We start from the raw sequence: 23647 nt of genomic DNA, 5'->3' as shown, positions 1-23647 counted from the left end.
ACGGTAGTCACGAAGCGATAACAGCGGTGGGATGCTGGGCGGTGAGTCGGCGCGGAGCACGGGGCCCGACCACCGCGCAAGGTGGTCGGGCCCCCGGTACCCACCGGCCGGCGTCGGGCCGTGGAGGTGTGCGTCAGTACAGGGTGGCGCCGGTGGCCTCGCGGACCTCATCCTCCGTGAGCCCGGGAGCGGTCTCGACCAGCACCAGGCGCGGGGCGCTCGGATCCGTCGTCTTGTCCACGTCAATCACGGCCTTGTCCGTGATGATCCGGTCCACCACCCCCTGGCCCGTCAGCGGCAGGTCACACTCCGTGAGGACCTTCGGGGCCCCGTCCCGGGCGTTGTGGTCCATCAGCACGATCACCCGGCCGGCACCGTGGACCAGGTCCATGGCCCCGCCCATGCCCTTGACCATCTTGCCCGGCACCATCCAGTTCGCCAGATCCCCGTTCTGAGCCACCTGCATCCCACCGAGCACCGCGACGTCGATCTTGCCACCGCGGATCATCCCGAACGAGGACGCCGAATCGAAGAACGAGGCCCCCGGACGGACCGTCACCGTCTCCTTGCCCGCATTGATCAGATCCGGATCCACGTCCTCCTCGAACGGGTACGGACCCACCCCGAGGATCCCGTTCTCGGACTGCAGCACCACGGTGCGCCCCTCCGGGATGTGGTTCGGGATCAGCGTCGGCATCCCGATCCCCAGGTTCACATAGGCACCGTCCGGCAACTCCTGCGCCGCCCGGGCCGCCATCTCATCTCGGCTCCAACTCATCGGTTCCCCTCCTCACTGTCCGGGCCGGCGGCGCGGACGGTTCGCTTCTCGATCGGCTTCTCGATGTCCGGCCCGACCTCCACGATCCGGTGCACATAGACCCCCGGCAGGTGGACCTGGTCCGGATCGATCTCCCCGGGCTCGACCAGCTTCTCCACCTGGGCGATGCACACGGTCGCGGACATCGCCGCCGGCGGCGCGAACTGGCGGGTGGCCTTGTTGAAGACCAGGTTGCCGTGGCGGTCACCGACCGCCGCGTGGACCAGCGCGAAGTCCGTCACGATGGACTCCTCCAAGACGTAGTCCTTCTCCCCCGTCTGGCCCAGGGAGAAGGACCGCACGTCCTTCGGCGCCGAGGCCTTCGCCACCGTCCCATCCGTGTTGTACCGCATCGGCAGGCCACCATCGGCCACCTGGGTCCCGACGCCGGAACGCGTGTAGAACGCGGGAATGCCGGCTCCCCCGGCCCGCAGCTTCTCCGCCAGGGTGCCCTGCGGCACCAGCTCGACCTCCAGCTCACCCTCGAGGTACTGACGGGCGAACTCCTTGTTCTCCCCCACATAGGACGAGGTCATCTTGGCGATCTGCCCGGAGGCCAGCAGCAGCCCAAGGCCCCAGCCGTCCACGCCGCAGTTGTTGGACACGATGGACAGCTCCTTCGCTCCCTGATCCCTCAATGCCTCGATCAACTGGACCGGATTGCCGGACAACCCGAAACCACCCACCGCCAGCGAGGAGCCGTCACCGATATCGGCCACTGCCTCCGCCGCGGTACCCACCGTCTTGTCCACACTCATGGTCTGTCCTTCCGTTCTGCTGGTCTTCTGGTCTGCTGGTCTGCGGTCTCAGCTGGCGGTCCAGCCACCGTCCATCGCATAGGAACCGCCGGTGGCCATGCCGGAGACGTCCGAGGCCAGCCAGAGCACCAGCGAGGCCACCTCTTCCGGCTCGACGAGGCGCTTGACGGCGGACTCGGTCAGCATGACCTTCTCCACGACCTCGTCCTCCGAGATGCCGTGGCTCTTCGCCTGGTCGGCAATCTGCTTCTCCACCAGCGGGGTGCGCACATAGGACGGGTTGATGCAGTTCGACGTCACCCCGTGCTCCGCGCCCTCCAGGGCGGTCACCTTGGACAGGCCCTCGAGACCGTGCTTGGCGGAGACATACGCACTCTTGAAGGCCGAGGCGCGCATACCGTGGGCGGAGGAGAGGTTGATGATCCGGCCGAAGCCCCGTTCGTACATGCCCGGCAGGACGGCCCGGGTGAGCAGGAACGGCGACTCCAGCATGAGCCGGTGGATGAACCTCCACGCCTGGGGGTCGAACTCGTGGATCGGGGCGACCCGCTGGATCCCCGCGTTGTTGACCAGGATGTCCGTGTCCAGCCGGAGGTCGTCCAGGGCCTCGGTGTCGGCGAGGTCGGCCACCCAGGCCGTGCCGCCGACCTCGGATGCGAGCGCCTCGGCCGCTTCCGCGTTCAGATCGGCCACGGTCACCGTGGCCCCCGCCGCAGCCAGGGCACGCACACAGGCCGCCCCGATCCCGGAGGCCCCTCCCGTCACCACCGCGGTCCGTCCGGCGAGGATGCCGTCCCGGAAGATCCCGGTGGTCTGCTGATGCTCTGTCACTGGTGCGGTCCCTGGTTCGGTCACGGAACGTTCCTGCCTTCTGCGTTGGGGTGGGGGTGGTGAGGTGGGGGTGGATCTCAGAGACTCAGCAGCAGGGCCTCGCCCTGGCCGCCACCACCGCACAGGCTGACGGCGGTTCGGCCTCCGCCGCGCCGGGACAGTTCCAGGGCGGCGGTCAGGGCCAGCCGAGCCCCGGAAGCGCCGATGGGGTGACCCAGGGCGATGGCACCGCCGTGGAGGTTGGTCCGCTCCAGCGGGTACTCCAGGTCCTTCAGGGACTGGACCGCCACGGCGCCGAAGGCCTCGTTGATCTCGATGAAGTCCAAGTCCCCCACGGACCAACCCTCCTTGGCCAGAGCAGCCCGGATGGCGTTGGACGGCTGGGAGTGCAAGGACGAGTCCTTCGGCCCGGCCACCTGGCCGGGAGCCCCGACGGTGGCCAGCACGGTCAGCCCACGGGACTCCGCATAGGCCCTCGAGGTGACCACCAGGGCGGCGGCGCCGTCGGAGAGCGGCGAGGAGTTGCCAGCGGTGATGCCCCCCTCCTGCGCGAACGCCGGGCGCAAGCCGGCCAGGGAGTCCACGGTGGTGTCCGGACGCACGCCCTCGTCCTGGGACAGGACGACCGGCTCGCCCTTGCGCTGCGGAATCTCGATGGGCGCGATCTCTGTCTCGAAGGTGCCGTCGGCCTGAGCAGCGGCGGCTCGCCGGTGCGAGGCCGCGGCGACCTCGTCCTGGGCGGGGCGGTCGATCTGCCGCTCGGTGTTGCCGGACTCGGTGAGCTCGCCCATCGCCTCCTTGCTGAGCGCATCGGTCAGGCCGTCGTAGGCGACCGAGTCGAGCACCGTCGTCGGGCCGTACTTGTATCCCTTCCGGGCTCCCACCAACAGGTGTGGAGCGTTGGTCATGGACTCCTGCCCGCCGGCCACCACCACCTCGGCCTCACCCAGGCGGATGAGCCGCGCCGCATCGATGACGGCGGTAAGGCCGGACAGGCACACCTTGTTGATGGTCGTGGCCGGCACGCTCCAGTCCAGTCCGGCGGCGAGGGCCGATTGGCGGGCCGGGTTCTGCCCCTGGCCCGCCTGGACGACCTGGCCCATGATGACCGAGTCCACGTCCGCGCCGTCCACGCCGGCACGCTGCAGGGCGTGCCGGATGGCGTGGGCGCCGAGGTCCACAGCGGTCAGGGAGGCCTGCTGGGACAGCAGCCGGGTGAACGGGGTCCGGGCCCCGCCGACGATCACGGCGTCCTGTCCAGCGGGGGAAGCAGAGCGAGCAGAAGATGTGGTGGTCATGGGAGTTCTCCTGTGGGTGAGTCGGGAGGCGACGTGGTGTCGCGTGGTGTGGAGTGACGTGGTGTGGCGTGGATGACATCCAGCCTAGATCGGCCGGGCCGGGCGCATCAGAAGGCCCCGACCACCGAGACCACGGCGGTGAGCACGGCGACCGTGATGACCGGCATGACGAGGGTGACCATGAAGATGTCCTTGTAGGACTGGCGGTGGGTCATACCGCAGACGATCAGCAGGGTGACCACGGCCCCGGAATGCGGCAGGGTGTCCAGGCCGCCGGCGGCCATGGCGGTCAGGCGGTGCATGGCCTCGAGGCTCACCCCCTGGTCCAGGGCCAGCGTCCTGAGGTCGTCGCCGAAGGCGTTCAGGGCGATGGTCATGCCACCCGAGGAGGAGCCCGTGATGGCGGCGGTGACCGAGGTGGAGAACACCGAGGTGACCAGCGCGTTGCCGCCCATGTTGAACACGGAGTCCCGGATCACGGCGAAGGCCGCCACGGAGGCGACGACGGCACCGTAGCCGACTTCCGAGGCCGTGGAGAAGATCGGCAGCATGGAGCCCTTGGCCCCGTCCACGAAGGCCTTGCGCAGGTCTCCGAAGCGGCGGACGTTGAAGGCCACGATGACCAGGATGGCCACGGCCAGGGCGATGATGACGGCCCAGATGCCGGCACGGGAGCTCAACTCGATGACGCCGAACTTCTCCTCCTGCAGGTAGTCCCAGTTCAGTGCGGGGAAGATCAGCAGGGTGCAGCCGAAGTTGACGGCGATGACGGCCAGCAGCGGGATGAAGGCCTCGACCCCGTTGCGCGGGGTCATGAGGGCGCCGGAGGTGCCGGCCTCGGCCTCCTTGACCTGGACCTGGGCGCCGGAGTCGGGGCCACTCGCAGAAGAGCCGGGGCCACTTCCAGAAGCCGTCGCGGAATCCGTCGCGGAATCAGCCTCGGATCCGGCCAGCGCCGCACCGGGTCCGTCCCCGCGGCGGGGACTGGCATCGCTGAAGTGCTCACCGTTGGCCATGAGCCGGCGGCGCCGGAACTCGAGCCACGCCAGGCCGAGCCCAAGGATCATCACGGTCCCCACCAGGCCGACCCCCGGGGCCGCGAAACCGTCGGTGCCGAAAAACTGTCCCGGGATCAGGTTCTGGACCTGAGGGGAACCCGGCAGGGCCGTCATGGTGAACGTGAAGATGCCCAGGGCGATGGTCCCCGGGATCAGCCTCTTCGGGATGTCCGCCACGCGGAACAGTTCGCGGGCCAGGGGGAACATCACGAAGGCCACCACGAAGAGGCTGATGCCGCCGTAGGTCATCAGGGCGGAGGTGACCACGGTGGCGGCCAGGGCGTTGCGGGCCCCGATCCAGCGGGCCACCGAGCGGGCGATGGACTCGGCATAACCGGTGACCGTCATCAGCACGCCGAACATGGCACCGAGCAGGAACAGCGGGAAGTACTGGCCCACGAACCCGGCGAGTGCCGGCATGAAGATCTCCGTGTAGGAGGCCAGGATCGGCGCGCCGGAGAACACCAGGGCCACGACGGCCGCGATGGGCGCCGCGATGATGACGGGCATGCCGCGGTATGCCAGCGTGATCAGCAGGGCGAGGGACAGGATGATGCCAATGATCCCCAAGATCATTCGGGTCTCCTTGATGAGTGAGGTGTCACGGCGCTGACGGGCCGCACCTACCACCATGCCCCGGAGACGTGATTCAGACCACGTTCCGCTCCACAAGAGCTGAGTGCTGTATTCGTAGCTGGCTACAACGTGCTCACGGCAGCGAGGTCACGCTCAGCCCGGGTCGGCAGCGAGGGCCCAGGCGACCTCGATGAGGGTGTTGAGGTCCCCCAGGTCGGCTCCAGTGAGGTCGCGGTAGCGCCGGAGACGGTACCGCAGGGTGTTGACGTGGATCGGGATGGACTCGGCCGCCGCGGGGATGTTCATCCGATGCCCCAGGTAGGCGTGCAGGGCCTCGACGATCAGCTCGCCGAAGGCCCCCTCCTTCCGCAGCGGTTCCAGGTAGATCCCGTCGAGCAGGTCGGTGGCCTCTGGACTGGCGAAGACGCCCATGCGCCAGGAGAGCCGATCCACGTCGACGACCCCGTCCGCCCCCACCCGCTGGGCGGACGCCAACACCCGGGTGGCCTCGTCGAAGGACCGGGGCAGCTCCCCCAGGACCGTCGGGGCACCGAGGGCGATGGTCACCCCGGCAGGCCACGGGCCGGCGTCGGGCTCACCGATGAGGATGCCGATGACCCCCGTGCCCTGCGGCACGACGACGGCCTGGGCCCCGGCTTCCTCGGCCCAGTCCTGGAGGGCGGAGACCGATACCCCGTCCGCGCAGAGGGCCCGGACCGGCCTGTCCCGGGGTACCCCGAAGACGGAGGCTCCGGCGAACAACGCGGTCCGGTCCAGACTCCCCGCCAGGGCGGCGCCGAGCCAGTGGGCACGGCGGGCCGAATCGGCCACGGCCTGGGCGATCGTGCGGTCGCGATAGGAGACCACGGCGCGGGTGGTGAAGGCGTCCCCCAGGGACCAGAGCAACGTCGAGAAGGACAGGGCTGTCTCCACCGGCACCCCGAAGCGCGGGGCGGCGGCCAGCAGGTGGCGCAGGATGATGGACATGCAGGCACGGAATCCGGCCAGCACACTGGCGATCTCGACGCCCTGGGCCATCCGCTCCTCGGTCAGCGTCTCCGCCTCATCGATCCCCTCGGGCTCGGGGGCCAGACCGTCGAGGATGGTGCGGATGCTCAGCGCCCGGTTGCGGCGGGCAGAGGACTCCAGGGACTCGGCGGGGACATGCTCATAACCGGGGATCGTGGCCCGGAGGGTCTCGACCGTCTCGGCCAGGATGGCATCGTCCGCCGCGAGCGACTCAACGAGGGCCCGCACGGGATCCACGCCCACCACCGCCTTTCCGCCGCACCGTTTCCTGACGCTCTCACTGTAGGTCCAGTCCGGCCGTCCGCGAGCCACCGTGCGGCCAGCGGCCAGCACCCAGCGGCCTGTGATGTGGTTCACATTCTGTCCCATATGCCATCCGTTCCCGCTCGCGCTCCGAACACTCACCAACGCCCCGCCCGGGGCGCGTACTCACCGGAACACCAGGAGTGAAGACCATGAGTGAAATCACCATGACCCGACCGTCCACCCGCCCGGCCCAGTGGGCCGTGCTGGCCGTGCTGGCTGTGGCAGCACTGATGACCCTGAACGCCCTGATCACCGGCGCCCATCCCGTCTCGTTGACACAGGCGGTGGTGGCCGGCCTCACCCTCATCAACGGACCGCTGGTGGACGGCCCCCTGCTCGACGTGGGCGGTCTGCTGAACGGACTGCAGTTGGGCCAGTTCCAGCAGTGATGCCCTCCTGAGAGCTTTCCCCGACCGAGACCTCCGGGCTGTCACCGCCCGCCGCTGAGACCAGGAGACCCACTGCCATGCCCCACCGCCAGACACCGCCCGCCGGACACGCTCGACCGAACAGGTCCGAGGCGCTATCCCTCACCGAGGCCCAGCACGGCATCTGGTACGCGCAGCAGTTGGATCCCGAGAACCCGACCTACCAGATCGGGCAGTACCTCGATCTCACCGGCCCCGTGGATCTCCACCTCCTGTCCCTGGCCCTGACCAAGACGGTGCGGGACATCGATGCGTTGTCGATGCGCTTCGCCGCGGACGACGCCGGCCCCTTCGCCACGCTCGACCGCCCCGAACCGACGGCAGACCTCCTCCACGTCGTGGACCTCCAGCAGGAGCCCGACGTGGAGGTGGCGTGGCAGCAGGCGCGGGACCGGATGGAGCGGGAGATGACCACCCCTCGTCCGATCGAGCAGGGCGATCTGTTCGGCGCCGTGCTGTTCCGGTTGTCTCCGGACCGTTCCCTGCTCTTCCAGCGCGTTCACCACATCCAGCTCGACGGCTACTCTGCGGTGCTGGCCCTGCACTATCTGGCCCGCGTCTACACCGAATTGCGGCAGCGGGTACCCCGGGCCCTGCCGGTGCGCGCCCTGGCGGGGCGGATCGCCCGGACGGCCGCCCGGATCCCATCACCGTTCCCCCGGCACCAGGACCTGCTCGCCGCCATCGAGGACTACGAGTCGTCCGAGCAGTACGTGCGGGACGAGGAGTTCTGGCGCCAGACCCTCCAGCGGGACTCCACGGTGGACGGCCTGGAGGGCACCACCACACGGCCGGCACGCGACGTGGTGCGCGTCCGGATCCCCCTGGCCGGTCACCAGGCTGTCTCCCTGCGCGAACAGGGCCGGAATGCCTCCCGGACGCTGATCGGCGCCATCGGCTACTACCTGTCCCGGATCACCGGACATGAACGGGTCTCCGTGGGACTGCCCGTCACGGCACGGCGGGGCCGGATCGCCAAGTCGACGCCGTCCATGCTCTCCACCATCCTTCCCCTGCCCGTGGAAGCCACCCCGGGGATGACCGTCGGCGCGCTGTTGACCTCCACGGCCGAGGCCCTGCGCGGCACGGTGGCACACCAGCAGTTCCACCCGGGACGGCTCCCCGGTGCTCCCGGACATGTCGGCCCCTCGGTCAACCTGCTTCCCCTCGTCGAGGACCTGAGACTCGGAGCGGCCACCGGATCCGTGCACATCCTCTCGACCGGGCCCGTGCACGATCTGTCCTTCGTGATCTCTGGGCTCACCAGCGACGCTGCCGAGGCTGCCCTGCTGCTCGAGGGCGACGCCGAGCTGCACACCACCTCCACTCTGCACGCCCACGGCGAACGCTTCCTCACCTTCCTGGACCGTCTCCTCGCCGCCGAGCAGGGCACCGCCCTGTCCCAGCTCCCGGTCACGCTCCCGCAGGAGGCCGGGGTGCTGCTGGAGGACGGGCTCGGTCCGCAACATCCTGACGCCGCCGAGACGGTCCTGGCCTCCTTCGCCCGCACCGTGGCCTCGCGCCCCGAGGCCACCGCCGTCGTCGGGGCGGACGGCGCGTTGACGTTCGCGGAGCTGGACTCCACCTCGAATCGGCTGGCGCACCACCTGCTGCACCGTGGGATCGGCCGCGGCGACGCCGTCGCCGTTCGCATGGAGCGTGGAGTGCAACTGCCGGTCCTGGTGCTGGCGGTCCTGAAGTCCGGGGCGGCCTACCTGCCCCTGGACCCCGCGTATCCCGTGGAGCGGGTGCACGGAATGATCGAGGACGCCGGCCCCCTGCTGCTCCTGACCACGGGTCGCCAGGCCGCCATCGACCGCTCCGCCGGGGCCGACTGGAACGTCCCATGCCTCACCGTCGACGCTGACACCGAGCCGGCCTGGCGGCGCTGCACAGACGATCCGCTGGCGCTGGTCCCCGCCGTCGGCGGAGTCACCGATGAGGACCTCGCCTACATCATCTTCACCTCCGGCAGCACCGGACGCCCCAAGGGGGTCGGCGTGCCCCGGGCGGCCCTGCGAAACCTCTTCCTCGACCACCGCAGCACGTTGTTCGAGCCCACGGAGCGACGGCTGGGACGGCCTGCCAGGGTGGCGCACACCTCCGGGCTCTCCTTCGACGCCTCCTGGGACCCGCTCCTGTGGCTGTTGGCGGGTCACCCGCTCCACCTGGTGGACGAGGAGGTCCGGCGGGATCCGCAACGACTGGCCGACTACCTGATCGACCACCGGATCGACTCGATCGAGACCACCCCTTCCTTCGTGCAGACGTTGCTGGACGCCGGGCTGTTCGATCGGGACGGCCATCCCACCGTGGTCGCCGTCGGTGGTGAGGAGGTCGGTCCTGAGGTCTGGCAACGCCTCGCCTCCCTGGACGGGGTCCACGCGGTGAACCTCTACGGTCCCACCGAGACCACCGTGGACAGCCTGGTCGCCCAGATCACGCCGGAGACGCAACCGCACCTGGGCCGTCCCGTGCGCAACAGCCGCCACTACATCCTGGATGCGGCCCTTCGACCGGTCCCCGAACGTGCCGTCGGCGAGCTGTACCTGGCCGGTGCCAATATGGCCCGCGGCTACGTGGGCCAGCCGGGCCTCAGCGCGGCACGCTTCGTGGCGGACCCCTTCGCGGCCGACGGCTCACGGATGTACCGCACCGGCGATGTCGTACGGCTCCGGCATGACGGCTCGGTCCGGTTCCTCGGGCGACTGGACGACCAGGTCAAGATCCGCGGCTACCGCGTGGAGATCGGTGAAATCGAGGGCGCGTTGCAGCGTCAGGACGGGGTGGCGCAGGCCGCCGTCGTGGTGCACGGCCGGGACGATACGGCCCGGCTGGCCGGCTACGTCACGCTGACCGATCCGGACTCCCCGGGCCTGCCGGACGGAGTCACCGTCCGGGAACGCCTGCGGCAGGCACTGCCGGATTACATGGTTCCCGGCACCGTGATGGTGCTGGAGCATCTGCCCCTCACGACGAACGGGAAGCTCGACCGACTCCGCCTGCCCGATCCCCTCGACGCATCCTCCTCCACGGGCGTCCTGGATGAGGCCCAGCGACCGAGCACGGCACGCCAGTGCCGGATCGCCGCCGCGTTCGCCGAAGTGCTCGGCCACGATGCCACCGGCACCGGGCTGGGCCTGGACGACGATTTCTTTGCCGTGGGCGGACATTCACTGCTGGCCACCCGCCTCGCGGCGGTCCTGACGGCCGAACTGGGTATGCCGGTGGCGGTGCGGGACATCTTCGAGTGCCCCACGGTGGGTGCCCTGGACCGGCGACTCGGAGAACGTCGCGACACCGCGAGTCCACTGACACTCCAGCCGATGGAGCGCCCCGAGCGGCTGCCTGTCTCCCTGACACAGCGGCGGCTCTGGTTCCTGAACCGGATGGACCCGGACTCGGCGGCCTACAACGTGCCGCTGGTACTGCAGCTGACCGGAGACCTGGACGCCCATGCCCTGCGCGGGGCCCTGGAGGATGTGGTCGGGCGGCATGAACCCCTGCGCACCGTCTTCCCCCTGCTGGACGGCGAACCGGTGCAGCAGGTGCTCGGCGCCGAGGCGGGCGCGCCACCCTTCACCGCGGTGCGCATCCCCGCTGCCAGTCTCGACGCCGCCGTCCAGGCTGAGGCGGAGCGTCCCTTCGACATCACCACCCAGACTCCCCTGCGGGCCGTCCTGCTGCAGACGGAGGAGCAGGTGCACACCCTGGTGGTGGTCATGCACCACATCGCCACGGATGGATGGTCCCTGGCTCCCTTCGCCCAGGACCTCGCCGCCTACTACGCGGCGCGCCGGAACGGCCGTGCCGCCGAGCTGCCGGATCTGGCTGTGTCCTACGCCGATTTCACCCTGTGGCAGCGCGAGCTCCTCGGGGACGGCGAAGCATTCCCTCGTCAGATGCACGAGTACTGGCAGCAGGCCCTGCAGGACGCCCCCGCCGAGATCGAGCTGCCCCGGGACCGAGCACGCGGCGAAGAGGGGGCACCGTCTGGTATGGGCGAGGTCCACCTTCCCGTGGATCCGGCTCGTCACGCCGCCCTGCGGCACCTGGCCGCCCAGCACCGCAGCAGCCTCTTCATGGTGCTTCAGTCCGCCGTCGCCGTGACCCTGAGGCAGCACGGCGCCGGGGACGACATCGTCGTGGGCACACCCGTCGCGGGCCGTGGTGACCCGGCGCTGGAACCCCTGGTCGGCTTCTTCGTCAACACCCTCGTGCTGCGCACGGACGTGGCCAACAATCCGACGCTGATCCAGGTGCTGGAGCGGGTCAGGGAGGCCAATACCCGGGCCTACGGACACCAGGACCTGCCCTTCGATGCCGTGGTCGATGCGGTGAACCCGCCCCGGGTGGCCGGACGCCACCCGGTGTTCCAGGTGATGCTGACGCTGCAGAACACCCCGCCGGCGGTGCTGGACCTGGACGGGGTCAACGTCACCGTGCCCGCCCAGATGACGAGCGCCGGAGTCAAGACGGACCTGATGATCGATGTCAGCACCCCCGAGGGTGAGGACGGGCAGCTGCAGGTGGTGCTGGGTTACGACCGCGCCCTGTTCGAGCCCGGCACGGGCCAGCGGATCCTCGACGCCCTGGACCGGGTGCTCACGGCCTTGGCCACCTCGGCGCAGCGCCACCTGTCCGAGCTCGACACGGTGGGACCGGCCACGCGCAACCGGCTGGAGGAATGGGGACAGGGGCCGTCCGTACCGGCGCCCAGCACCCTTCTGGAGACCTTCGAACGGTCTGCCGCACGCCATGCCCAGGAGACAGCCGTGCAGGACGACGCCGGACGGATGACCTTCGGCGAGCTGCTGGAGGCCGTCGACCAGGTGGCCGGTGGCCTCGTGGCCCACGGGGTGGACCCCGGCGACCGGGTGCTGGTCTGCCTGCCGCGGTCCGCCCAGGCACTGGTCAGCATGCTGGCCACCCTGCGCGTCGGCGCGGTCGCGGTGCCAGTGGACGTCTCCTATCCGGCCGCCCGGATCGCGCACATCACCACCAGCGCCGCGCCGCGGCTGGTGATCGGTGAAGACGCTCCCGACGCGGATCCGCCCCGGGTGGGGCCGGACACGCTCCGCACCGCCGGTGCCCGGAGTCGGCGGCCGCTGCCGGCCACGCCCGGTCTCGAGGACACCGCCTACCTGGTCCACACCTCCGGCACCACGGGCACGCCCAAGGGCGTGCAGGTACCGCACCGTGCCCTGGCCAATCTCCTGGCGCACCATCGGCGCACCATCATCGACGCCGGCCAGCAGCTCGGCGCTCCGGACCTGCCCCGCATGCTGCACCTGACGGGACTGGGCTTCGACGCCGCCTGGGACCCGATCCTGTGGCTCGTGGCCGGGACCACCCTCGTCCTGCCCTCGGAGGCGGAGCGGGTGGACGCCCAGGCCGTGGTGGAGGCGCTGGCCACCGTGGACGTCGTGGAGACCACTCCCTCCTACGCCCAGCAATTGCTCGCCATCGGGCTCGAGGACGTTCTCCAGGAGCAGGACCGTACCCTGCTGCTGGCCCTGGGCGGGGAACCCCTGCCCGCCGCCCTGTGGGATCGCGTGGCCGCATCCCCCGTGCTCCACGGCTGGAACCTGTACGGTCCCAGCGAATTCACGGTGGACGCTTTCATGGCACCCATCGAGTCCGGCCGCCCTCATCTGGGCTCCCCCGTGGCGAACCTCACCGCACGCGTCCTCGACTCCACCCTCGCCCCGGTCCCCCCGGGTGTCGCCGGTGAGCTGTACCTGAGCGGGCCGGCCGAGGCCCACGGCTACCGTGGTCGCCCCGGGGAGACGGCGGCCCGGTTCGTGGCCGACCCCTTCGCCCAGGACCCGGGCGCCCGGATGTACCGGACCGGGGACCTGGTGCGCCGATCGGCTGACGGGTCCCTGGAGTTCCTGCGCCGCAACGACAGCCAGGTCAAGATCCGCGGCTACCGGATCGAACCGGCCGAGGTCGAGGCCGTGCTGGAGCGGCTGGACGGGGTGACGTCCGCCATTGTGCGGGTGGTGGCCCCCGGTGGCTCCGGGACCGAACAGCTGGCGGCCTGGCTGGTCGGCTCCCGGGACCCTGACGAGGCTCGTCGGGCTGCTGCCCTGGAACTTCCTCCCTACTTGGTGCCCACCCGGGCGATGACGATCCCGGTGGTGCCCTTGACCGCCCACGGGAAGATCGATGAGGCGGCCCTGCCGGATCCCCTGGCGGACCTCCGAGATGGAACGGCCGGAGCCTCTTCCACGGCGCCCGTCACGGAGGCGGAGCGTGCCGTGTGCTCGGTGATGGGCGAGGTGCTCGGCGTCACGGAGGTCAGCATGGACGATGACTTCTTCGCCTTGGGCGGCCACTCCCTGCTGGCGGTCACCCTGGTGGGACGCCTGCAGCAGGAGGCCGGGCTGCACCTGCCCCTGCGGACGGTGTTCGAGGCGCCCACGCCGGCGCTGATGCTCGCCGCCGCCGGCGGGGACGGGTCCGAGGTCCGGGACGTCGAGACATCGGCCGGATCGGACGGATCTGCCGGGACCGTGTCCCTCAGCCAGTGGGTGGACGCCCACCCCCATGACCCGGCAGCTCCGCTGCCGCCGACCGCGGGCCAGGCCCGGTTGTGGTTCCTCAACCAACTGGAATCGGGCACCGCCGAGTACAACGTGGTGGTGCGGATGCGCCTGGAGGGGGCTCTGGAACCGGATGCCCTGGAGGCCGCCTTGCGGGACGTCGTCGGGCGCCACGAGGTTTTGCGGACCGTCTACCCGTCAGTGCAGGGCTCACCCGTGCAGCGCGTCGGCCCCGTGCCGGATCGGCTGTTCGATGACGGCCCCGTGGACATCACGGCCGGATTCGACCTCACCCACGAGCCGCCCCTGCGGGCAGCGCTGATCCCGGAGGGTGAGCAGAGCTGGCGGCTGGAGCTGGTCATCCACCACATCGCCACTGACGGGGCGTCACTGCGGCCCCTGGTCCGCGACCTCGCCACGGCCTATGCGGCCCGGGTCTCCTCGGGTCTCGCCCTGAGCCGGCCGCTGCGGGTGCAGATGGCCGACGTCGCCCGGCGCCAGGTGGCCGACGGCACCGGGCCGGAAGCCCTGGCCCGCTGGGTCCACCGGCTGGACGGCGCACCCCAGGAGCTGGACCTCCCGGCCGACGGACGGCGGCGGGACACCGGTGCACAGCCGGCGGCCCAGTACCGCTTCGAGATTCCCGGTGAGCTGGCCGGCCGCCTGGGCCGGGTGGCCTCCGGCCGTTCCGCCAGTGGCTTCCACGCCTGGCTGGCGTCCCTGGCCGCGTACCTGTACCGCATCGGGGCCGGCGACGACCTCGTCATCGGTTCACCCTCCGCCGGCCGCTCCGACCCGGACGTGCTGGACATGGTGGGGTTCTTCGTCAACACCCTTCCGCTGCGGCTGTCACTGCAGGAGGGCCGGCTCAGCTTCGCAGAGGCCGTGGACCTGGCCCGTCAGGTCACGCTGGAGGCGCTGGAGGACGAACAGGTGCCCTTCGAGCAGATCGTGGAGGAGCTCTCCCCCGAACGCCGGCTGGGCCGTCATCCGCTGTTCCAGACCATGCTCTCGGTCGAGGAGCCCACCGACCTGGTGCCGGAGCTTCCCGGCGTCACGGCCACGCCGTTGCCCTCGGAATCCACCGGCCACGCCAAACTGGACCTGTCCATCACCCTCCGTCCCCGCGGTGGTGACGACCCCACCGTGGACGCCGTGCTGGAGTACAACAGCTCGCTGTTCAGCGCCGCGGCCGTCCGCGGACTGATGGACCGCTGGCTGGTCTTCCTGGAAGAGGTCGCCTCGGCACCGCACCGGTCCCTCGCCCATACGCCGATGGCCGGGGCCGCCACGCGCCTGGAGCCGTGGGCGTCCGAGGAGGACGCGGTGCCGGTGCTGGAGCACTTCGCCCAGACCGTCCGCCGCCAGCCGCATTCCACGGCCCTCGTCGACTCCACGGAGGCCGTCGACTACGCCAGCCTGTGGACCCGGGTCGGCGCACTCGCTGCCGGCCTGCGGGCCCGGCACGTCCGCCGTGGCGACGCGGTGGCCCTCTGCCTGCCCCGTTCCGTGGACACGGTGGCGGCGCTCCTGGCCGTCTGGCAGGCCGGGGCGGTGGCCGTGCCGGTGGACTCGACCCTGCCGTCGGCCCGCCTGGCGGACATGATGGCCGACGCCGGCACCCGCCTGGTGCTGCACGGCCCGGATTCCGGCCGCGCACCGGAGGATCCCTCGACCGCTCAGATCGCCGCGGACGCGGCCCGGCAGGCCGGCCTGGCTCCCGATCAGGTGCTCGGTACGGACCAGCTGGCTCAGGCCCCCGCCCCGGGCACCGAGGCGGCAGCGAACCCATCCGGGCCGGGCTCGGCACCGGAGGCGCCGGCACCGGGGGATCCGGCCTACGTGATCTTCACCTCCGGCACCACCGGCCGTCCGAAGGGCGTCCAGGTGCCCCACTCCGCCCTGGCCCGGCTGCTCGCCTCACACCGCGCCACCGTGATGCCGGACGCCCAGGACGCAGAAGGCGCACCGGGTGCCCGGGCGAGGATGGCCCACACCACCGGCGTCGGCTTCGACGCCGCCCTGGACCCGGTGCTCTGGGCCGTCGCCGGGCATGAGGTGCACGTGGTCCCGGACCAGACCCGGCGGGACCCGGAGGCTCTGGTGGCGTATTTCCGTGCCCACCGGATCAGCGCCTGGGAGACGACCCCGAGCTACGTCTCCGCCGTGCGCTCCGCCACCGACCTCGACGGCTACCTGGACGATCCGGACACCCCCGAGGTCACCCTGCTTCTCGGTGGGGAACCGGTGGATCCGGAGCTCTGGGCCTGGCTGCGCCGCCTCCGGCGTACCCGCAGCTGGAATCTCTATGGCCCGACCGAGGCCGGCGTGGACGCCCTGGTGGCCGAGGTGGCGGGAGACCCAGCACCAGAGCTGGGCTCCCCCACCGCCGCCATGCGCGCGTATGTGCTGGACGGCCGCCTGCAGCCGGTGCCCGCGGGGTCGACCGGCGAACTCTGGCTGGCCGGCCCGCAACTGGCCCACGGCTACCGGGGGCGCCCCGGGGAGACGGCCGCCCGGTTCGTCCCGGATCCGTTCGCCGCGGATGGCAGCCGGATGTACCGCACCGGCGACCTGGTGGCGGCACGCCCGGCCTCTGGCGCCATGACCGGCCCGGAGACCGGTGAGGATCTCCCGGCACCGTCCACGGCGGATGCTTCCGGCGGGCGGCTGCGGGTCAGGATGATCGGCCGGGCGGACGGCCAGGTCAAGATCCGTGGTCATCGGGTGGAGCCGGCCGAGGTGGAGTCACTGTTGCGCTCCACCGGTGTGGCCGCCCAGGCGGTGGTGCGTGCCCGGCAGACGGACCAGGGCACCGTCCTCGTGGCCTGGGTGGTCCCCGCCGCCCACGGTGAGCGTGGAGTGGACGGTGCCGGGGTGGTCGATGGCGGTGCAGGTGGCGAGTCCGAGGACCTCTTCCGGTCCGCCGTCGTCGCCGCCCTCCAGAACCGGGTTCCGGCCTACATGGTCCCGGCAGCGGTGGCGGTGGTCAGCGAGATACCGCTCACCGCCAACGGAAAGGTGGACGAACGGGCACTGCCCGAGGCGCAATCCCGGAGTGGTTCGGGCCGGGCCCCGGAGGGCCGGTCCGAACAGGCCGTGGCCGCTGCCTTCACGCAGGTGCTGGGCGTCCCCGACGTCTCGGCGGACGATTCGTTCTTCGACCTCGGCGGGCACTCCTTCGTGGCCCAACCGACCATCGCGGCTCTCAACGCCGCCCTGGGCACCACGCTGCCGGTACGGGCGCTCTTCCAGGCCCCGACCGTGGCCGGTCTGGCCGCCCTCGCCACCTCCGGCGCTGATTCGGTGGCCGCGAGCCTGCGGCCGGTGCTGCCCCTGCGTCCTGACGGGCGTGGTGAACCGCTGTTCGCGGTGCACCCGGGCAACGGACTGGCCTGGTCCTACTCCGCCCTCGCCGACCGGCTGGACACGGACCGTCCCATCATGGGCCTGCAGATGGGCGGGATCTCCCCGGAGGCCCCGGCCGAGGGCGAGCCGGAGACCCTGGCGGAACTGGTGGACCGGTACGTGCGCGTCATCCGCGGCATCCAGCCTGACGGCCCCTACCACCTGGTGGGCTGGTCGCTCGGGGGGCGGTTGGCCCACGCCATCGCCGCTGCCCTGCAGTCGGCGGGGCAGCGGGTCGGACTGCTGGCCGTGCTGGATGCCTATCCGGCCGGTCACTCGATGGCCGGCGTCGAGGACTCCCAGGCCCTGTGGCACGCTTTCCTGGCGGCCAATGGTGTGGCCACTGACCCCGCGGACCGGCTGACGGCCGCGTCCGTCCGGGACCGGCTGCAGCAGGCCGGGAGTCCACTGGGAGAGGTCCCCGAGGACAGCATCGACCGCATCGTCCGTCGTTTCCGGTCCATCGGATCCCTTCTCGATGCCACCCCGGTACCCATGTTCGAGGGTGACCTGGTCCTCTTCGAGGCGACCCGGGACGTGCCGGCCGACCGGCCCGCTCCGGAATCCTGGCGATGCCATGTCTCCGGACGAGTCCAGCACCATCGTCTGGCCGCCTCTCACGATGGCCTGCTCAGCACGGCGGAGTCCCTGCGGACCCTGACCGAGATCCTGCAGCTCGAACTGCCGTGAGAAACCGGTGGTGGCCGGAGAAAATTGCCGCCGTGACCCATCCGCGGCCGGTTCCGCCCCGAACCCCTGATGAGACCCGCCGACCCGGCGCCACCCACGATCACCAGGAGAGATCATGACCAACCCCTTCGACCGCGACGACGACCAGTTCCGCGTGCTCGTCAATGACCGTGGCCAGCACTCCCTGTGGCCCGAGTTCGCCGACGTGCCGCCGGGATGGGTGGTGGTCCACGGCCCCGCCCTGCGGCCGGCCTGCCTGGAGTACGTGGAGGAGCACTGGCTGGACATCACGCCGCTGTCCTCGCGAGATCTGGCGGTCTCGTGATCGCCCTGCGCGGCGTGACCAAACGGTTCGGCACGTACACGGCGCTCGACGACGTGGACCTGGAGGTGCCCGCCGGCACCGTCCAGGGCCTGCTCGGGCCCAATGGGGCCGGCAAGACCACCAGCGTCCGGGTCCTGACCACGTTGCTGTCCCCGGACCACGGTGACGCAGTGGTGGCCGGTCACAGCGTCCGGCGCCGCCCGGACCTGGTGCGAGCCAATCTCGGTGTCTCGGGACAGTACGCCGCGGTGGACGACAAACTCACCGGACCGGAGAACCTGCGCATGGTGGGCGAGCTCTACGGCATGCGCCGGCGTGAGGCCCGGAATCGTGCGGCGGCGTTGCTGGAGCAGTTCCGGCTCGACGGAGTACCCCGCACCCAGCGGGCCGGCTCCTACTCCGGGGGCATGCGCCGGCGGCTGGACCTGGCCGGGGCCATCGTGTCCCGCCCGCCGGTGGTCATCCTGGACGAGCCGACCACCGGGCTGGACCCGCGCGGCCGCCGGGACACGTGGGAGGCCATCACCTCGCTGGCGCGGGATGGGACCACCGTACTGCTCACCACGCAGTACCTGGAGGAAGCCGACGAACTGGCGGATTCCATCACCGTGATCGACGGCGGCCGGATCGTCGCCGAGGGAACCTCGGCCTCCCTGAAGTCCATGGCCGGCGGCGCCCGCATCGACCTGGTCCTGGAGGCCGGAGGGTCGGTGGCACTGGCCCTGGATCTGTTGGGACCGTTGCACTTGGAAGCCGTCGCCGAGCAGCGGTCCGGCCGGATCACCACGGCCGCCCCGGACGGCGGCCGGAGCCTGACGCGCGTCCTGGAGGTCCTCGCATCGGCCGGGATTCCCGTGACCGAGGCCGCTCTGCGCCAACCGACCCTGGACGAGGTCTTCCTCCGGATCACCCGCAGTCCCGCCGGGGCGCGGCGTACCGAGCTCCTGCAGGAGACCACCGCATGAGCACCTCCGTTTCCACCGTCTCCCGCGTTTCCACCGTCACCCACCGGCCCTCCGGCGCGATCTCCGGTGTGGTCTCAGCAGTGCGCGACGGCGGCGTGATCGCCCGGCGCAACCTCACCGTCGTGCGCCGCACCCCCGGCGCGCTGGTCACCGGGGTGGCCCAGCCGATCCTGTTCGTGCTCATCCTGGCGTTCGTCTTCGGCGGCACGCTGGGTGGCAGCGAGTACCGCGAGTTCCTCATCGGCGGCATCCTGGCGCAGACCCTGACCTTCAACTCCTCCTTCACCGCGGTCTACCTGGCCAAGGACCTGCACCATGGCATCATCGACCGGTTCCGCGCCCTGCCGATGTCCCGCGTCGGCGTCGTGCTCGGACGGACCTGGTCGGATCTGGCCACCAGCGTGGTCTCCCTGCTGGTGATCCTGGCGTGCGGGCTGGCCATCGGCTGGCGGGTCGGGACTGATCCGCTCCAGGTGGTCGGGACGGTGGGCCTGCTCCTGTTCTTCGCCTTCGCCGTCTCCTGGATCGGGGCGGTCATCGCCCTGACGGCCCGCAGCGTGGAGGTCGCCCAGAGCCTCGGGCTGCTGTGGCTCTTCCCCGTGTGCTTCGTCTCCGGCGCCTTCGTCTCCCCCGCCTCGTTGCCCGGCCCGCTGCAGGGGATCGCCGAATGGAATCCCGTCACGGCCGTGGCCACCGCAGCCCGCCAGGGATTCGGCAACGAGGCCCCCGCGGGCTTCCAGGCCGCCGCAGGCTGGCCCGCTGAGAACGCACCGCTGTATGCGGCCCTGTGCTGCGTGGCGATCATCGCCGTCTTCGCGCCCCTGGCCGTGGCGCAGTACCGGCGCGTCGGCCGGTGATCACCGTGGTGGCCACCGGTGTCGACGCCCTGACCCGTGCCATGCCCCGGGTGACCGGATGGGCCGGCGGCCGGGTGTCCGACGTCGTCTCCTCCGGCGACCTGATCCAGGCCGGGCTGCGCCGGGATCCCGCGGATGGTCAACGCCTGCTGGCCGGGCGGGCGGCGCTGCGGCTCCTGGTGGCGCACCAACGCGGAGAATCGCCCCACGTCGCCCGCACACTGCCGATCGACAGGACCTGCCCGCGCTGTGGCACCGGCCATGGACGCCCCACCCTGCCGGGTCTCAGCCTGAGCACCGCCAGCCGGCGTGGCGCCGTGCTGGCCGGGGTGGCACGCGAGCAGGACCGGATCGGGGTGGACCTCGAACGCATCCCGGACCAGACCATCCCGGGATTCGACGACTATGCCCTGCACGCGGCCGAGCGCGAGCGGTTCTCCGGTGGCCGGTACAGCGGCGGTACCCGGACCGGCGGATCACCGGGCACATCGGCGGGCACCCCGATCGGCGAGCCCGTGACACGGCGCATCGCCCTGTGGGTCCTCAAGGAGGCAGTCTTGAAGGCCGCCGGGACCGGCTTGGACCACCCTCCGGACCAACTCCTGCTGGGCCCCGCCCGGGCCGAGACCAGGTTTCACTCGGGGGACCGGGTCCACACCTTGACCTGGCACCCCGTGGAACGGGCCCTGGACCGGCAGGTGGAGGAGCTGTGGGCCTGTGTGGTCCCCGTTCCGGAGGGCTACCTGGGAGCCGTCGCGGCGCACCGGCCGGACGATGTCCGTGACGTCGGCCAGGATCTGCTCGACCGCTTCACCGCCACACCAACGCCCGCGTCCGGACCCGTGGTGAGTTGTGGGCCGGTTCCGGGGACCTAGCGGACTGGCTCGGCCAGCACGGCCAACCGGTCCAGGGACGCCCTCAGGGTGGCTTCCGTGGTCGCCAGGGCCCGGCGGAAGCGGGTCTCATCGGTCAGCCGGGTCCAGTCATAGGTGTGCCGGACCAGGGTGCCGCCGTCCGGCGCCGGTTCCAGTTCCCAGCGCCACCGGTGGCCCCGGGGCTCCTCACCCACCGGGGCGGGCAGCCAGGCGAGCCGCCGGCCCTCCTCGAACTCCACCACATGGTTCTCCCGGACGGCACCGTCCTTCGTCAGGACCATGGTGAAGACGTCCCCGACGGCGGTGATCCGCTGGCCGGGCGCGGCCTCCGCCAGGTTGTCATTGCCGTCCCACTCGGGTTGGCGGGCCGGGTCCGCGATCAGCTCGAAGATGGTGCCGGCGCCAGCGGCGATACGACGTTCGGCGGTGACGACGCGTTCGGCGACGGGCGGCGGGTCCGGGTGCTCGGCCACCGGCTCAGAGCCCCTTCCCGGTGGGCGAGACGAGAATCTTGACTGCAGTCTCGTTGTGGTTGATGAGGGTGTCGAATCCCTTGTCGATGAGGTCGTCCAGGCCGATCCTGCCGGTGATGAACGGCTTGACGTCCACGGTGCCGTCCTCGATCAGCTTGATGGTGGCGGGATGGTCCCAGGCGTACCCGATGGTGCCGCGCAGGTCGATCTCCTTGAGCACGAGCTGGTGAAGGGGGACCTTCGGTTCATGGCCCCAAATGGACTCATTGACGATCACGCCCCCGGGGCGCACCGCCTCCAGGAGCATCTCCAGCACCACGTCCACACTGGTGGCCTCGAAGCCCACGTCCGCGCCGCGGCCACCCGTCAGCTCCTTGACCTTCGCGGCCACGTCCACCTCTCGGGGGTCGAAGGCGTCGTCCACGACGCCGGCGTCCAGCACCCGCTGCCGGCGCAGCTCGGAGAGCTCGGAGACGTAGACGGTGAGGCCCTCGCCCTTGAGGACGGCGGCCGTGAGCGCCCCGATGGGCCCGGCGCCGCCGATGATGGCCACGTCTCCGGCCTGTGCCCCGGACCGGACGAAGGCGTGGTGGGCCACGGCGAGTGGCTCGATCAGGGCCGCCTCGTCCAGGTTGACGTGGTCTGCCACCGGATGCACCCAGCGTCGCCGCACCGCGATCTGTTCGGCCAGGCCTCCGCCGTGACCGCCCAGGCCGATGAAGTTCATGTCCGGGGAGAGCTGGTAGTCCTGGTCGTTCTCGTGCTCCTCGCGGATCACGTAGGGCTCGACCACCACCTTCTGGCCGATCTCCAGATCGTCCACGCCCTCGCCCAGCGCGGCCACGGTGCCGGACATCTCGTGGCCGATGGTCAGCGGGGCCGACTCCCCGGAGATGGGGTGCGGATGCCCGGCCGGCGGGATGAAGATCGGACCGTCCAGGTATTCGTGCAGGTCCGTGCCGCAGATGCCGCACCAGGCCACGTCGATGAGCACCTGCCCGGGGCCCGCGGTCGGGTTGTCGATCTCCTCGATGCGGATGTCTTTGGCGTCGTAGTACCGTGCTGCGCGCATGATGCCGGCCTCCTGCTGCGGATGGTGACGGGAGGGCCCGGGACGGGCCCACGGCCCGGATCGGACCTCGTGGTCACTGTAGGCAGGGTGTTCCGGCGCGGACAAGGGAACCAGGGAACCAGGGTCCGTCCGGCGGAGGGACCGGGTGATCAGTCCTCGCCGTGGCGGGCGCCGGCGCGCCACCGGATGCCGGCGTCGATGAAGCCGTCGATCGCGCCGTCGAACACGGAAGAGGGGTTGCCCTCCTCGTGATTGGTGCGCAGGTCCTTGACCATCTGGTACGGATTCAGCACGTAGGAGCGCATCTGATCGCCCCAGGACGCCTTGACGTCTCCGGCCATCTCCTTCTTCTTCGCGTCCTGCTCGGCCTTGCGCACCAGCAGCAGGCGGGACTGCATGACGCGCAGGGCGGCGGCACGGTTCTGGATCTGGGACTTCTCGTTCTGCATCGAGACCACGATCCCGGTGGGGATGTGCGTCATGCGCACGGCGGAGTCGGTGGTGTTCACCGACTGGCCGCCGGGGCCGGAGGAGCGGTAGACGTCGATCTTCAGCTCGCCCTCGGGGATCTCAACCGAGTCGTCCGATTCGATGAGCGGGATGACCTCCACGGCGGCGAAGGAGGTCTGCCGGCGGCCCTGGTTGTCGAAGGGGCTGATGCGCACGAGGCGGTGCGTGCCGGCCTCCACGGACAGCGTGCCGAAGGCGTAGGGGGCCTTGACCTCGAAGGTCGCGGACTTCAGCCCGGCCTCCTCGGCGTAGGCGGTGTCCATGACCTTGGTGGCCCAGCCGCGCTGCTCGGCCCAGCGCAGGTACATGCGCATCAGGATCTCGGCGAAGTCGGCGGCGTCCACGCCACCGGCACCGGCGCGGATGGTGATGACCGCGTCGCGTTCGTCATACTCTCCGGAGAGCAGGGTGACGATCTCCAGGTCGGACATCGTCTTGCGGAGGGCCTCGAGCTCCTTGGCGACGTCCTCGCGGGCAGCGTCGTCGTCCTCCTCGGCCGCGAGCTCCACCAGGACCTCCATGTCATCGATGCGCTGCTCCAGCTTGGCGACGCGCTCGAGCTCGGTCTGCCGGTGGGACAGCTTGGAGGTCACCTTCTGCGCCGCCTCGGGATCGTCCCAGAGGTCCGGGGCGGAGGCCTCCGCCTCCAGCCGGGTGATGTCCGCCTTGATCTGCTCCATGTCCGACACCTGCTCGATGTTGGACAGCGTGGAGCGCAGTTGCGCGATTTCAGCGGTGTAGTCAGTCTCAGCCATGGTGGGGTCCAGCCTACAGCGCGGTGGGGCCGGTGTTGTTCCGGGGCACGACGCCGGCCCGTCCGCCC

At 70.8% G+C, this 23647-nt stretch carries 15 protein-coding genes; 6 read left to right on the top strand and 9 right to left on the bottom strand.

Translation table 11 applies throughout. The features are described from left to right. Positions 1-133 precede the first annotated feature (133 nt). The 6 genes from BOSE125_RS03615 to BOSE125_RS03590 all read right to left on the bottom strand — a co-directional run bounded on the left by BOSE125_RS03615 (position 134) and on the right by BOSE125_RS03590 (position 6724). A complete protein-coding gene (locus tag BOSE125_RS03615) occupies positions 134-778 on the bottom strand; it encodes a CoA transferase subunit B (RefSeq protein ID WP_201301129.1) in 645 nt (214 codons plus the stop codon). After that, positions 775-1575, bottom strand: a complete 801-nt coding sequence (locus BOSE125_RS03610; RefSeq protein ID WP_159550027.1) for a CoA transferase subunit A — start codon at positions 1573-1575, stop codon at positions 775-777. The genes BOSE125_RS03615 and BOSE125_RS03610 overlap by 4 nt, the downstream gene beginning before the upstream one ends. A gap of 48 nt (positions 1576-1623) precedes the next feature. Then, positions 1624-2379, bottom strand: a complete 756-nt coding sequence (locus BOSE125_RS03605; protein ID WP_201301260.1) for a 3-hydroxybutyrate dehydrogenase — start codon at positions 2377-2379, stop codon at positions 1624-1626. A gap of 104 nt (positions 2380-2483) precedes the next feature. Continuing rightward, positions 2484-3704 (bottom strand): acetyl-CoA C-acetyltransferase, encoded by a 1221-nt coding sequence (locus BOSE125_RS03600; RefSeq protein ID WP_159550025.1) that lies wholly within the window; start codon positions 3702-3704, stop codon positions 2484-2486. A gap of 107 nt (positions 3705-3811) precedes the next feature. Beyond that, positions 3812-5338 carry a GntP family permease gene (locus BOSE125_RS03595; RefSeq protein WP_159550022.1) on the bottom strand — a complete coding sequence of 509 codons (1527 nt, stop codon included), beginning with the start codon at positions 5336-5338 and terminating at the stop codon, positions 3812-3814. Between the two features lie 153 nt (positions 5339-5491). Further along, positions 5492-6724 (bottom strand): helix-turn-helix domain-containing protein, encoded by a 1233-nt coding sequence (locus BOSE125_RS03590; RefSeq protein ID WP_159550019.1) that lies wholly within the window; start codon positions 6722-6724, stop codon positions 5492-5494. Between the two features lie 98 nt (positions 6725-6822). Here BOSE125_RS03590 and BOSE125_RS03585 point away from each other — a divergent pair, with 98 nt between their 5' ends. The 6 genes from BOSE125_RS03585 to BOSE125_RS03560 all read left to right on the top strand — a co-directional run bounded on the left by BOSE125_RS03585 (position 6823) and on the right by BOSE125_RS03560 (position 20769). Further along, the gene (locus BOSE125_RS03585; protein ID WP_159550017.1) at positions 6823-7062 is read left to right on the top strand and encodes a hypothetical protein; all 240 of its coding nucleotides are present in this window, start codon (positions 6823-6825) and stop codon (positions 7060-7062) included. Between the two features lie 77 nt (positions 7063-7139). Further along, positions 7140-17747, top strand: coding sequence for a non-ribosomal peptide synthetase (locus BOSE125_RS03580; protein ID WP_159550014.1), 10608 nt, complete (start codon positions 7140-7142; stop codon positions 17745-17747). Between the two features lie 115 nt (positions 17748-17862). Beyond that, complete coding sequence (locus BOSE125_RS03575) at positions 17863-18072, top strand: MbtH family protein (RefSeq protein WP_159550011.1); 210 nt, start codon at positions 17863-17865, stop codon at positions 18070-18072. Continuing rightward, the gene (locus tag BOSE125_RS03570) at positions 18069-19037 is read left to right on the top strand and encodes an ATP-binding cassette domain-containing protein (protein WP_201301128.1); all 969 of its coding nucleotides are present in this window, start codon (positions 18069-18071) and stop codon (positions 19035-19037) included. The genes BOSE125_RS03575 and BOSE125_RS03570 overlap by 4 nt, the downstream gene beginning before the upstream one ends. Further along, positions 19034-19894, top strand: coding sequence for an ABC transporter permease (locus BOSE125_RS03565; protein WP_159550005.1), 861 nt, complete (start codon positions 19034-19036; stop codon positions 19892-19894). Before BOSE125_RS03570 ends, BOSE125_RS03565 begins: the two co-directional genes overlap by 4 nt. Continuing rightward, the gene (locus tag BOSE125_RS03560; protein WP_159550002.1) at positions 19891-20769 is read left to right on the top strand and encodes a 4'-phosphopantetheinyl transferase superfamily protein; all 879 of its coding nucleotides are present in this window, start codon (positions 19891-19893) and stop codon (positions 20767-20769) included. The genes BOSE125_RS03565 and BOSE125_RS03560 overlap by 4 nt, the downstream gene beginning before the upstream one ends. Here BOSE125_RS03560 and BOSE125_RS03555 read toward each other — a convergent pair. The 3 genes from BOSE125_RS03555 to prfB all read right to left on the bottom strand — a co-directional run bounded on the left by BOSE125_RS03555 (position 20766) and on the right by prfB (position 23579). Then, the gene (locus BOSE125_RS03555) at positions 20766-21242 is read right to left on the bottom strand and encodes an SRPBCC family protein (RefSeq protein ID WP_159549999.1); all 477 of its coding nucleotides are present in this window, start codon (positions 21240-21242) and stop codon (positions 20766-20768) included. The genes BOSE125_RS03560 and BOSE125_RS03555 overlap by 4 nt on opposite strands. Before the next feature lie 4 nt (positions 21243-21246). Then, positions 21247-22314 (bottom strand): 2,3-butanediol dehydrogenase, encoded by a 1068-nt coding sequence (locus BOSE125_RS03550; RefSeq protein ID WP_159549996.1) that lies wholly within the window; start codon positions 22312-22314, stop codon positions 21247-21249. A gap of 149 nt (positions 22315-22463) precedes the next feature. Next, entirely contained in the window at positions 22464-23579 is a 1116-nt protein-coding gene (prfB, locus tag BOSE125_RS03545) for a peptide chain release factor 2 (protein WP_159549993.1), read from the bottom strand. Between the last annotated feature and the right edge of the window lie 68 nt (positions 23580-23647).

Origin of the sequence: Citricoccus sp. K5 (genome assembly GCF_902506195.1) — a bacterium.
In the GTDB taxonomy this organism is placed as follows: Bacteria; Actinomycetota; Actinomycetes; order Actinomycetales; family Micrococcaceae; genus Citricoccus.
The sequence above is the reverse complement of the archived record's forward strand: the minus strand, read 5'-3'. Positions and strand labels throughout refer to the sequence as shown.

Bases quoted from the DNA above. Each gene is read 5' to 3' on its own strand.
- BOSE125_RS03615 (WP_201301129.1), bottom strand. From the start codon at position 778: ATGAGTTGGAGCCGAGATGAGATGGCGGCCCGGGCGGCGCAGGAGTTG.
- BOSE125_RS03610 (WP_159550027.1), bottom strand. From the start codon at position 1,575: ATGAGTGTGGACAAGACGGTGGGTACCGCGGCGGAGGCAGTGGCCGAT.
- BOSE125_RS03600 (WP_159550025.1), bottom strand. From the start codon at position 3,704: ATGACCACCACATCTTCTGCTCGCTCTGCTTCCCCCGCTGGACAGGAC.
- BOSE125_RS03595 (WP_159550022.1), bottom strand. From the start codon at position 5,338: ATGATCTTGGGGATCATTGGCATCATCCTGTCCCTCGCCCTGCTGATC.
- BOSE125_RS03585 (WP_159550017.1), top strand. From the start codon at position 6,823: ATGAGTGAAATCACCATGACCCGACCGTCCACCCGCCCGGCCCAGTGG.
- BOSE125_RS03580 (WP_159550014.1), top strand. From the start codon at position 7,140: ATGCCCCACCGCCAGACACCGCCCGCCGGACACGCTCGACCGAACAGG.
- BOSE125_RS03575 (WP_159550011.1), top strand. From the start codon at position 17,863: ATGACCAACCCCTTCGACCGCGACGACGACCAGTTCCGCGTGCTCGTC.
- BOSE125_RS03565 (WP_159550005.1), top strand. From the start codon at position 19,034: ATGAGCACCTCCGTTTCCACCGTCTCCCGCGTTTCCACCGTCACCCAC.
- BOSE125_RS03550 (WP_159549996.1), bottom strand. From the start codon at position 22,314: ATGCGCGCAGCACGGTACTACGACGCCAAAGACATCCGCATCGAGGAG.
- prfB (WP_159549993.1), bottom strand. From the start codon at position 23,579: ATGGCTGAGACTGACTACACCGCTGAAATCGCGCAACTGCGCTCCACG.